The 12,178-nt window shown below is 38.9% G+C and carries 12 protein-coding genes; all 12 read right to left on the bottom strand.

Going from position 1 to position 12,178, the window contains the following annotated elements:
* Positions 1–29: 29 nt before the first annotated feature.
* The gene (gene ftsA, locus CVD27_RS07950; protein ID WP_101647362.1) at positions 30–1,334 is read right to left on the bottom strand and encodes a cell division protein FtsA; all 1,305 of its coding nucleotides are present in this window, start codon (positions 1,332–1,334) and stop codon (positions 30–32) included.
* Between the two features lie 196 nt (positions 1,335–1,530).
* Positions 1,531–1,893 (bottom strand): small basic family protein, encoded by a 363-nt coding sequence (locus CVD27_RS07945; RefSeq protein ID WP_101647361.1) that lies wholly within the window; start codon positions 1,891–1,893, stop codon positions 1,531–1,533.
* Positions 1,893–2,624: a DUF881 domain-containing protein gene (locus tag CVD27_RS07940; RefSeq protein ID WP_101647472.1), complete on the bottom strand. Its 732-nt coding sequence runs from the start codon at positions 2,622–2,624 to the stop codon at positions 1,893–1,895. The genes CVD27_RS07945 and CVD27_RS07940 overlap by 1 nt, the downstream gene beginning before the upstream one ends.
* Before the next feature lie 42 nt (positions 2,625–2,666).
* Positions 2,667–3,395, bottom strand: a complete 729-nt coding sequence (locus CVD27_RS07935) for a DUF881 domain-containing protein (RefSeq protein WP_101647360.1) — start codon at positions 3,393–3,395, stop codon at positions 2,667–2,669.
* On the bottom strand, positions 3,370–4,143 hold the full coding sequence (locus tag CVD27_RS07930) for a cell division protein FtsQ/DivIB (RefSeq protein ID WP_101647359.1): 774 nt from the start codon (positions 4,141–4,143) through the stop codon (positions 3,370–3,372). Before CVD27_RS07930 ends, CVD27_RS07935 begins: the two co-directional genes overlap by 26 nt.
* A gap of 261 nt (positions 4,144–4,404) precedes the next feature.
* Positions 4,405–5,310 carry a UDP-N-acetylmuramate dehydrogenase gene (gene murB / locus CVD27_RS07925; protein ID WP_101647358.1) on the bottom strand — a complete coding sequence of 302 codons (906 nt, stop codon included), beginning with the start codon at positions 5,308–5,310 and terminating at the stop codon, positions 4,405–4,407.
* A gap of 60 nt (positions 5,311–5,370) precedes the next feature.
* On the bottom strand, positions 5,371–6,474 hold the full coding sequence (gene murG / locus CVD27_RS07920) for an undecaprenyldiphospho-muramoylpentapeptide beta-N-acetylglucosaminyltransferase (protein ID WP_101647357.1): 1,104 nt from the start codon (positions 6,472–6,474) through the stop codon (positions 5,371–5,373).
* 166 nt (positions 6,475–6,640) lie between these two features.
* Positions 6,641–7,705: a stage V sporulation protein E gene (spoVE, locus tag CVD27_RS07915; RefSeq protein ID WP_374703055.1), complete on the bottom strand. Its 1,065-nt coding sequence runs from the start codon at positions 7,703–7,705 to the stop codon at positions 6,641–6,643.
* Between the two features lie 147 nt (positions 7,706–7,852).
* Complete coding sequence (gene murD / locus CVD27_RS07910) at positions 7,853–9,205, bottom strand: UDP-N-acetylmuramoyl-L-alanine--D-glutamate ligase (protein WP_101647355.1); 1,353 nt, start codon at positions 9,203–9,205, stop codon at positions 7,853–7,855.
* Positions 9,206–10,183, bottom strand: coding sequence for a phospho-N-acetylmuramoyl-pentapeptide-transferase (gene mraY / locus CVD27_RS07905; RefSeq protein ID WP_101647354.1), 978 nt, complete (start codon positions 10,181–10,183; stop codon positions 9,206–9,208).
* 1 nt (position 10,184) lies between these two features.
* Positions 10,185–10,628, bottom strand: coding sequence for a hypothetical protein (locus CVD27_RS07900; RefSeq protein WP_101647353.1), 444 nt, complete (start codon positions 10,626–10,628; stop codon positions 10,185–10,187).
* Between the two features lie 2 nt (positions 10,629–10,630).
* Positions 10,631–12,091, bottom strand: a complete 1,461-nt coding sequence (locus CVD27_RS07895; protein ID WP_101647352.1) for a UDP-N-acetylmuramoyl-L-alanyl-D-glutamate--2,6-diaminopimelate ligase — start codon at positions 12,089–12,091, stop codon at positions 10,631–10,633.
* Between the last annotated feature and the right edge of the window lie 87 nt (positions 12,092–12,178).

Here is a 12,178-nt window from a genome sequence, read left to right as displayed (position 1 = left end):
CCTCCTAATTCGTCGATTTACTTCTTTAACTATTCGAAGAAGTAACCAAGGAATTTTTTTACTTTCGATGACATTTTTTCTTCCGGATGTTTTTCTACCTTAGCTTTAGGTTGATGTTGTTTAGGTACTCTTTTTTCGATTGGCTCAGGAACCGACACCGCTGATGTAGACGACCCTATTGTTCCACCAGGTAATCTAGCATTCTTGTAAGCATACTTAATCAAGCCAACCGCTGTTGTATATTGAGGTTCTCTTACACCTATATAGTCAGGTGAGGCAATACGGACTGGATTTTGGAACATATCCTGAGCAAGTTCCAATACACCTTGCATTTTAGCTGTTCCGCCTGTCAAGACAAAACCACCTGGCAAATCCATAACACCAAGACGTTTCAATTCATGTGCAATCAGTTCAAAAACTTCTTCCATTCTAGCTTCGATAATTTCAGATACATAGAGCTGGTTAAATTGCTGATGCTGGTCACTTCCGATGATTGGTACGCTGAAGAACTCATCTTCTGAGGCATTATCATAGAAGGCATGTCCATATCTCACCTTAATATTTTCAGCATCCTCTGTTGAGGTGTGCAAAACTTTAGAAAGGTCATTAGTAAGTAGGTCTCCGCCAACCGGAATGACACTGGTTGCTTTTAAGAAACCTTCCTCAAAGACAGCAATCGTCGTTGACCCTCCGCCAATATCAATAAGAGCCACACCAAGATTCTTCTCATCTTTTGATAAAGCAAAATCTCCTGCTGCTAATGGCTGCAGGATAATATCTAAAATTTGGAGACCTGCACGTTCCACACAGCGCAATGTGTTAATGATGATTGATTTTGAACCAGTGATTAGGGTTCCATCCATTTCTAACCGGACGCCAATCATCCCGCGAGGGTCATTGATTTCATCCTTGCCATCAAGAATAAATTGTTTTCGAATTACACCAATGTTTTCCCTTTCGGGTGGTATGGAACCAACATGAGATGCCTCAATTACACGTATGACATCTTCATTTGTTATTTCCCGGTTTTGGCTTGAAACGGCTACAATACCGTGGCAATTGTGAAGCATAATGTCTCTTCCTGAAATGCCGACCACTACTTCTCTGATCTCCATTCCAATCATTCTTTCTGCCTGCTCAATTGCTCTTTTAATAGAATGAACGGTATCATCCATGTCGACAATTGACCCTTTACGCAAACCTTCTGATTTTACATTACCAACACCAATTATATTTAACGTATCTTTTCCAGAGTCATTGACCATTTCACCAATGATAACTTTTACACTGGATGTACCGATGTCAAGACTAACATATATTTCATTGCTGTTCATTCTATGGCACCTCCTTTTAATCTCCTTGGATAGAACAACAATTTCATCTTTTGTTCCCAAATAGGTAAGTATAACTTTCCTTTGAAAGCATAAGTGCAACTACGCCTCTTCAACGGCGGGGTTTCTTTAAATACTAGTTTCATAGTCATATCTTATAAAATTATTCGTCACAACTACATATTTCCCTTTAAAAATTTCAACTTTTTTCTATTTTTTCTTTGTTTGTTGACCATTTCGTCAATAATATTCTCCGTATAACGGCTATATTTTGAAACAATCTGACACCAAACGCAAATACTGCTGCTAAATACAAGTCTACACCAAGATGAACACCGAGAAAAGCTAAACTTGCTGCAAGTACAATATTAAAAAAGAAACCTGAAACAAACACCTTTTCGTCATAAATATTTTGCATGTATGCCCTAATTCCTCCGAAAAGTGTGTCAAAAGCTGCAAGCACAGCAATCGACAAATAATTGGAGTATTCCTCGGGAATTCGAATTTCAGTCAAAAGGCCAAGGATGATGCCAATTACCAGTCCCATAAATGGAAGCCACATCAGGAACCTCCTCCTTCTTTGATCGGCTCCATGTATTGAACTCGAATGGAATTATCATAGGCAGGTATCGTTATATTGGGATTTGATGCCGAGACAGTAAGTCTTAAGCTCTCTGTAAAAAATTCATCCCTGGCTTTTGATACTTTCATCTGGTTTGATAATTTTTCCGCAGTACCCATATCATCGACGCCTACTTTTATCTCAATCGGCAGCCCTTTTATGGAATGCCCATCAATTTTTGTTTCTCCATTTATATCTCTGATGACCGTGGTGTTAATGATCCTTTGACCATCTATCGCTATGTATTTAGCATCGTACATATTCAGTTCGTTTAATAATCTTTTTAGAAGCTCCGGTGAAATAGAATCGTTAACCGGAGTTCCTAGCTGAACATCCTCAATCACCGGTTCAATTAAGAGCTTGATCCCAGGGCCTGTTATATTGGTTAAACCCGCCTCAACTTTTAATTCTTGCAGTGTATCCTTTAACGCTTGTTCTTTACTTTGTTTTCGTTTAGATTCATAGGCTGATAGTTTTTCTTCGTTCGAACGAATCTCACTTAATAAATTAGATTGAAGTTCTTTTTCTTTTAACAGTGCTTCTCGAAGCTGCCAAATATCTCGTGTATCCCGTTCCACTGGTTTCTTTACTGTTTGGAATTGAATGGCAATCATAAATCCAACCAATGTTGCTATTAAAGTAAAGCTTAAATTTAATTTCGGCTTGTCCACTTCATTCACCTAACCTTCTCCATCTTTTAAACCGTGGACTAATTAGCTGCCTAAGATTGGATTTAGGACGATTTCATCTTCCTTTTCCAGTGTAAAAACTACATTATCGTTTACTAACTGATCCTTTACTCCTCCTGTAAGGTTTAATGAAGAAGAAAGGACGTCTGGGTCACCTATTGCAGTAATGACAAATGGTGCAGGATATGGCACCCCATCCACTGTAATAACTGGCCCGTTACAAACAATATAGGAGTGGCTTGTCAGCCTCTGCCCATTTATTGCTACAACTGCTGCACCTGAGATATACAGTTCGTTCACTACTTTAAATACATGCTGTTCATGCACAAGATAATTATTTACATTATCCTCTTTTGGGTCATAGGCACCGTCTGAAAGGGTAACCTTTACCCCTTTTCCTTTAACCTTTACTTTTCCAAGGAACATCCGGTATTTTTCGGCATCCTCAGCCAGATTAAGGAAAACTTGAGTTTCCTTCGAAAGATTTTTTTCAATTTGAAGGACTTTATCCTGTGTTTGATTTAATTCTTTTTCCAGCTTTCGATTGGTTTCCTCTTGAGCAATTAATTCATTTCGAAGTCCCAAGTTTTTTTCGTATTGACTGCTAGAAAGATCCTGTTTTTCGTTTTGATGTTTCAATTGTGTTAGGTGATACGAGAATGCAACTATAAACCCCAGAACTAAACAGACAATGGACAAGATAAGATGCCTACCCTTCACCTTTATCTTATTCAACGTCTTTTTCCTCCACATCCGGTCCAAAAGCCTTAAAATACGAACCTACTTCCAAATCAATTAAACCTTTTTTATTAGGGTCTAATTGGCTAATAATAGAAGGATAATGAACCATCTTTTCTGAAAAACTTCTAAGCGTCGCGCTAACCTCAAAGCCATCATTCATAAATAAGGAAATGTGATACTGATCAGTTTTTTTTGGAGAATAATGTATTTCAGAAATGGAGTTTGTAATTTCACTAGGAAGTTTCCCTAACTCTTTGACCATTAAGTTAAGAACAGCACCTTCCTTGAATTTGAAAAGAATCGGAGAACTAACTGGGATTATTTCCGTTTTTCTATCCTTTAAAATCTTACCGTTTTCCATAATAGGAAGGTAGTTTTTACCGCTTTTAAGGTATGCTACTCTACTATGTTCTTTTACTTGAATATCAATCGTATTAGGCCATTTAATCTGAACATTTGTCTTATTTATTTCTGATAAATGGCTTAGTTTTGAGGCAATCGTACCTTCTTTGACTTTCCAAATATTTGTTTGCTTTGTAATACCACTCGCCTTAATTATTTCATTATCAGAATAAGCTTCATTCCCATTCACATTAATATGTTTTACATGGCTTAATGGAGATTGGGAATAGGCCACAACGACTATCATTGCAAAAAACAAAATAAGCAGGAGTACAAGACGTCTGTTTGCCTTCCGTCTTCTTTGCTCCTTTAGTTTTGGAATACGATCCTCAAGAGCAACGATTTTACCATTTTCCATCCATAACTCTCCTCCAAAAGAAAAGCGTGAGCGCACTTATGCGCTTAAGTTATAGTTTTCAAAGTATGTATGAAACTTTAAAACTATAAGCAGTTGCTCCAAAGCTAGTCCATATTACATAACTATCACAATAAAGAGAAACAACGGCACGAAAATTCATGCCGTCACTGATTTTCTTGCTCAAATCCACGTATTATTATTATCTGTAATTATAACACAATATTTGTCATTCGTAAGGAATTTCTTACAGGAAAAGTAAGGTTATCGACCGATAATCTCCACTTCTGTCTCTATATTAACCTGATAACGATTAAAAATAGTATCCTTAACATACTGTATTAAAGATAGGACATCTTCAGCTGTTGCATTTCCGGCGTTAACTATAAAATTCCCGTGCATTTCCGATATTTTTGCACCGCCAATGCTGTAGCCTTTTAAACCCGCATCTTCAATTAATTTTCCAGCATAATTTGGAAGAGGATTACGGAATATACTTCCTGCACATGGAAAATTCCATGGCTGTGTTTCTTTACGATAATCCTTGTTTTTTTGCATTTGAGCTACAATTGCTGTGCGGTCCCCAAGAGCAAGCCTGAAAACAGCTTCTATTACGATCCCAGGGCGTTTTTTCTGAAGAATGGAAGTTCGATAAGAAAACTCCATTTCTTCATTTGTGAGCCATTCCATCGATCCGTCATCGAATAGGATATGAGCTTTCGTTAAGATTTTGCTAATATCCGATCCATGTGCACCGGCATTCATATATACTGCCCCGCCAACTGAACCAGGGATACCGCTGGCAAATTCAAGTCCAGACAGCCCTTTCTTGCTTATAGAGGTAGCTAAACTAACAAGAGAATAACCCCCGCCGACAGTGATTTCGGTTTCGTTTATTTCGAGGTGATCCAAACCCGAACCAAGCTTAATCACTGCCCCTTCAATACCTTTATCTGAGACTAACAAATTAGAGCCTCTTCCAATTGCCCGCCATTTAATCCCGTACTTTTCTATCACTGACATAACCTTTTTTAAGTTATCGACAGATGAAGGTTCAATAAAAATATCAGCAGGGCCGCCAATCTTAATGGTCGTATGATTTAACAAAGGTTCATTTGATTTTACTTTTCCAATATTCAGGTTTTGCAATTCTTTTACAATTGCGTCCATCCATTCCACCTAACTTTCCTAGATGCGTTTTTTTCAGTTTATGCATAAAAATAATTTGGGCTACTTTTGATTTGTTTTAACTAGCTGTTTCATTACAGCATAAAGTCTCTCGGCTGAATCAGGAACGCCCATTTTTTTAGCCTTAGCTTTCATATCCTTTAAATGCTCGTTATCTAATAGAATGCGGTCAATATGGCTGACAAGACTTTTATTATTTAAATCCTTTTCTAACAGCAACTCTGCCGCACCATGATCACTTAAAGACCTGGCATTCTTTTCTTGATGATTATTCGTTACATACGGACTTGGAACTAAGATGCTTGGAATGCCTAATGAAGTTAATTCAGCAAGTGTGGTTGCTCCTGCTCTTGACACAACCAAATCAATTCCAGCAAGAACTTCAGGCATGTTATGAATAAATGGTTTTATCACCACATTTTTCGGATTGCCCACTAGCTCTACTTCCTTTTGAACATTCTCGTAATGAACGTCACCAGTGATATAGAGAATTTGGTATGGTTTTTCAGCTAATTTTGCCAAAGCCTTTACAACTGCTTCATTAATCGGCCTTGCCCCCCTGCTGCCGCCAAAGATTAGCACGGCCGGCTTAGTGGCACTGAGTCCAGCTGACAGACGACCTTTAATTCCATCCTTTCCAAGTACCTCTGAAGCTCTTGGATTCCCTGTAAAGACCACTTTTTCACTTGGAAAATATTCCTTTGCTTCTTCAAAACAAATAGCGATCTTATTAACATATCGACTTAAAAATTTATTAGTTAAGCCTGGGACACTATTTTGTTCGTGGATAATAGTTGGTATCCCAAGCCTCTTTGCAGCATAAACGACAGGCCCGCACACATAGCCGCCTGTACCAATCACAACATCAGGTTGAAACTCTTTTAGTATTCTCTTACTATCCTGAACACCTTTTAAAAATCTCATAATTGTCTTTACATTTTCAAAAGATAGCTTTCTTTTAAAGCCAGTAATATGAATAGATTTAAAAGCAATATTTTCCCTTGGGACAAGTTTGCTTTCTAAACCATTTGTCGTTCCCATATATAAAAATTCTGCTTCTTTGTTTTCCTTTTGAATTTCTCTAATGAGCGCAAGAGCTGGATAGATATGTCCGCCAGTCCCGCCGCCGCTTACTACTACTTTCATTTTCTCACCTCTAAAAAGTTGCTAAACACATTCTACTATAAAAACAAAAGAAAATATGCTTGAAAAAAGAATGTTAATTAATTGTAATAAAGAAAAACCAACGTGCCAACATCCATTTTATCCATTAAACATAAAAAGAACCCTGCCTCGTGAACAGGGTATCATTTTAAAATCTTGAGTATCGGCTGATATTAAGGAGAACACCAATTGCCATTAACATCAATGTTAACGAAGAGCCTCCGTAACTTAAGAATGGCAGCGTAATACCCGTAACCGGCATTAGTCCTGTGACCACACCAATATTAATCATTACTTGAATGGCCACCATGGCAATAATACCCACCGCAAGAAAACTTCCATATAAATCAGGCGCACCTAGGGCGATACGAATGCCCCGCCATAACAATAGGGCAAATAAAAGCAAAATGAATGAACCGCCAATAAAGCCTAATTCCTCGGAGAGAATCGCAAAGATAAAGTCTGTTTGTGGTTCGGGCAAGTAAAAAAACTTCTGACGGCTCTCGCCAAGCCCTAAACCAAATAACCCGCCTGGACCGATTGCATAAAGGGATTGAATAATTTGAAATCCACTCCCCAGCGGGTCCGACCATGGATCAAGGAAAGAGGTAATCCGCTTAATTCTATATGGTGCGGAAGCAATCAAACCTACAAATCCGGCTACACCCATCAGTCCTAAAAAAGCAAAATGACTGATCCGGGCCCCTGCAATAAAGATCATTACAACACAAGTCCCCATCATAACGGTACCGGTCCCTAAGTCCGGCTGCAGCATGATCATTGCAAAGGCAATAAAGGCTAGACCTAGAGATGGAATCAGACCTTTTTTAAAGGAGGTAATGACTTTCTGCCGCTCAGATAAATATTTTGCTAAAAAGGCAATCATTGCAAGTTTCATAAATTCTGATGGCTGAATGGAGAATGCGCCTACCCCAATCCAGCTTCTTGAACCATTTCGAACATTCCCGATTCCTGGAATCAAAACGAGCACTAATAAAACAAAACAAACGATAAGAATCGTTTTGGCATAAGTTCGCCAGGTCCAGTAATTTACGTTCATAATAAAAAACATAGCAACGATTCCCACCCCGGCAAATAGGGTTTGCCTTTTTGCAAAGAAAAAGGAATCTTGAAATTTATATTCGGCCCAGATCGCACTGGCACTGTACACCATTATGAGCCCTATTGCCAGGAGTGTGAAGGTTACAATCATTAAAATAAAGTCGGGAGTTGCTCTCTTTGTCGGCACCGCTATCCACCTCGAAACACGTGTTTTAGGGCCGCTAGTAGTTAATAAGCTGAACTTAGATGAGTGTCTAGCTCCAGCGCCCAAAGCGCTTTTAGCTTTTCGGACAAGCCCTTACTTAAGCTTATGCACCGCTTCGATAAAAATGTCTCCCCTGACTTCAAAACTTTTATATTGATCCCAGCTTGCACAAGCGGGTGATAAAAGAATGACGTCACCAGGTTCTGAATATCGATAAGCTTCCGGCACTGCCTTTTCAACATTATCGACACGGCTGATCGTTTTTATTCCAGCAAGCTTCCCAACACGTTCCAGCTTAGGAGCTGTTTGACCAAAGGTGATTAACGACTTAACATTTTTAAGGTACGGAATTAAATCATCAAACTCATTTCCTCGATCAAGTCCGCCCGCAAGCAAAATCGTTGGACCATTGAAGGCAGACAAAGCCTTAACAGTTGCTAAGATATTCGTCGCTTTCGAATCATTATAAATCTTTCTACCATTGACATCAGCAACATACTGCAAACGGTGCCTGACACCCGTAAAGGTTTTGAGAACCACTTGGATAGCACTGTTTTCTACACCTGATAGTTTGGCGGCGGCCATGGCTGATAAGATGTTTTCGAGGTTATGGACCCCTGGTAAAGCTATTTCACTGATTTCCATTACTGGCTCACCGTTAAAGAGCAGCCAGCCTTCTTTGATATACGCACCTTCTGCAAGTTCCTTCTTTGTGGAGAAAGGGATAATCTTCGCTTTTGAATGCTTCGCAATTTCCATTGTTTCCTCTTGATCGGCATTAATGACTAAATATTCAAGCTCGGTCTGGTTTTCCGTAATCTTAGCTTTTGCCTGAATATACTCTTTTCTGGTCCCATGGTAATCCAAGTGGGCATCATAAAGGTTAGTGATAATAGCAATCTTAGGGTTAAATGTTTTAATCCCCATTAATTGAAATGATGAAAGCTCAATGACAATCGTATCATCCTTTTCAGCCTTCTGGGCCACACCTGAAGCCACGGTGCCGATATTCCCAGCGATTAACGGCTGCTTGTTACCTTCTTTTAACATTTCGTAGACAAGCGTAGTCGTTGTTGTTTTTCCATTTGTTCCTGTAATGCCAATAAAAGGGGCTTCCGAAATTTCATAGGCAAGCTCCACCTCTGTAATAACCGGAATTCCTTTTTCAATAGCCCCTTCAATCATGGGGTTGAAGTACGGAATCCCAGGGTTTTTCACAATCAGTTCAAAACCCTCATCTAATAGTTCAATTGGATGCTCCCCACAAATGACTTTAATCCCTTGCTCTAGTAACCCTTGAGCCTCAGGATTTTCAGATAATGGCTTTTTATCATTCACTGTAACAAATGCACCAAGCTTATGTAACAAAGAGGCTGCCGTTACACCACTTTTAGCTAAACCAAGTACGAGAATTTTTTTATGACAATAAGATTCAATCTGTTTCAATTACAACCACACCTCAATATAGATACCTAGTATCGCAAATATTAAACCAACACTCCAAAACGTAACAACAACCCGCCATTCAGACCAGCCAACAAGTTCATAATGATGGTGGAGCGGGCTCATTCTGAAAATCCGCTTGCCGGTAGTTTTAAAAGAAGCTACCTGAAGAATAACTGACAATGTTTCGATAACAAAGACACCGCCAATGATAATAAGCAGGATTTCAAGCTTTGTTAAAATAGCAATTGCTGCAATCGCCCCTCCAAGAGCCAGCGATCCCGTATCCCCCATAAATACTTTTGCTGGATGAGCGTTAAACACCAAAAATCCTAGAACAGCTCCTACCACAGCTACAGAGAAGACAGCAATCTCAAATTGATTTTGATTCCAAGCCAGGACAGCAAACGCTCCAAATGCAATGGCTGCGGTTCCAGATACTAAACCGTCAAGACCATCGGTAAGATTGACAGCATTTGAAAAGCCAACTAACCAAAAAATAATTAATAACACATACCCCCAGCCTAAATCAATGCTAAAATCCCCAAAAGGAAACTTAATTTCAGTTGACTGTCCAGTATGCTTATAAATTAGATAAAAAATAACAGAAATGATAATTTGCCCTAATAATTTCTGCCTTGATGTTAACCCTAAGTTCCGTTTTAAAACCACCTTGATAAAATCATCCAAAAACCCCAGCAGTCCAAATCCAAAGGTCACAAACAAGAGTAAAAAAGCATTTACCGGTGTATGATCCGAATATTTTCCAATCATGACCAGTGTGGTTATGATAATGGAAAATAAAATCATGACACCGCCCATTGTTGGCGTGCCTGATTTTTTCTGGTGTGATTTAGGTCCTTCCTCGCGGATGCTTTGTCCAAATTTCAATCTTCGCAAGAAGGGAATAAAAATGGGAGAAAGTAAAACTGAAATTAAAAAGCCCATTATTATTGTGAAAAAAATAACTTGCTCCGTCATTTTATCCCCTCCTTTCCTGATTATTTTGTGTCAATAGCTTCGCTAATTGCCCAGCTATATCATATGTCTGATTATTTTTATTAAGAAGTGTATTGTTTGAAATTTTAAAGTTTGTTCTATCCATATTCTTATTCGTTTCTCCATCTAATTTTTCAATATAAAGATTTATAATTTCTCTCATCGCTTCCACAAGATCATTTGTAAAAAAGATTGGAAACTGGGTCGGCGTGTAGCGTGGAAGTGTTTTTTCTTTGTCCCAAACAGCCGCAATTGCCCCATGGGATATGGCCTCTAATAGTTCCCCTGCCTCAGAATTCACCGGAACAAATAATCCCATAGGCTGTTCCTCAGCAGCTTTATCTGATATTGTGCGGAACAGCACATCATCTTGGATTCCTTGTTTATCGTTAAACAAATTTACCAAGTCCTTCAAAGCTAAAAACATAGCTATCTCCCCTTAATTGCTTCCCTTGCTACAAGCCGGTCATCAAAATCATGGACTTCTTTACCAATTATTTGATAGGTTTCATGACCTTTTCCAGCGATTAAAATGACATCTCCAGGTGATGCTTGATTCACTGCAGTAAAGATGGCTGTTCTTCGATCAGGGATTACTTGATAGTTTTCCCCTTTCACCCCTGCTTCCATGTCCTTCAAAATGGCTAATGGATCTTCACTTCTTGGATTATCTGATGTCAAGATAGGATCAGTCGCAAAACGGCAGGCAATTTGCGCCATCAAAGGCCGTTTTGTACGATCTCGGTCTCCCCCGCAGCCTACAATAACAAAAACTTTCTTCTCAGCAAAATGCTGTATGGTTTTTAATACATTTTCTAAGCTGTCAGGTGTGTGGGCATAATCAACAATGACCGTAAAATCTTGGCCTGCATTTACTAGTTCAAACCTTCCTGAAACCCCTTCGACGCTTTCAATGGATTGAATAATCTGCTCAATCCCTAGTCCGGAAACTAATGAAGCAGTAATACTTGCTAGTACATTGTACACACTGAACTTACCAATTAACTGCATTTTAATTGGATAAGACACATTCTTAATTTCAAGGTCAAAGGTCGTACCCTTTGGTGTCATTTGAATATTTTTTGCCTGAATATCTGCTTTTTGATCGATACCATATGTAACAACATGTGCAGCAGTTGAACGGCTGTACATTTCAGTTGCAGCGTCATCTGCGTTTAAACACGCGAATTTCGGTTTGTTTAGGTCAAACGTATTTCCGAGCTGCGCAAATAATAAACTTTTTGCCCGCTTATATTCATCCATTGTCTGATGATAATCAAGGTGATCTTGTGTCAGGTTAGTAAAAACCGCCACATCATAATCACAACCATGAACCCTTCCTAAGTCAAGGGCATGGGATGAAACCTCCATTACCGCTGTACTAACACCGGAATCAACCATTTGTTTAAACGTTTTTTGGAGTGTTAGACTTTCAGGAGTGGTATTTTTGGTTTCAATTGTTTGGTCAGCAATTTTTGTATACATCGTGCCAATCAGGCCTGTCTTCGTCCCAGCGTCAGCGAAAATTTTTTCTATTAAATGACTGGTGGTTGTCTTCCCGTTAGTTCCTGTGATTCCAATTAAGTGAAGGCTTTTCGTTGGCTGTCCGTAAAAAGCGTCTGCCAGTACAGCCATTGCTCTCATAGTATCATTCACAACAACAACCGGAACATCTAAATCTAACAGCTTTTCAGCAAGTATAGCTGCTGCACCATTTTTAACTGCAGATGTCGCGAAATCATGTCCATCAACGGTGTAACCTTTAATGCAAATAAATAAGCTCCCTTTTTGCACCTTTCTGTTATCATTCTCAATTGATGTAATTTCTGGATCTTCCCCACTATAGGGAACAATAGGATGCAAATTCTTTAGCAGCTTTTGTAACTTCATTATCTCAAATCCTCTCATTACTGCACATAGCTAATTACCAGTTTATGCCTAAAAGTGAATCCTTACGAAAGTTCCATCTTATTTTAC

Origin of the sequence: Neobacillus cucumis (genome assembly GCF_002860255.1) — a bacterium.
Taxonomy (GTDB): Bacteria; Bacillota; Bacilli; order Bacillales; family Cytobacillaceae; genus Neobacillus; species Neobacillus cucumis_A.
This window is presented reverse-complemented; position numbering and strand designations above follow the sequence as displayed.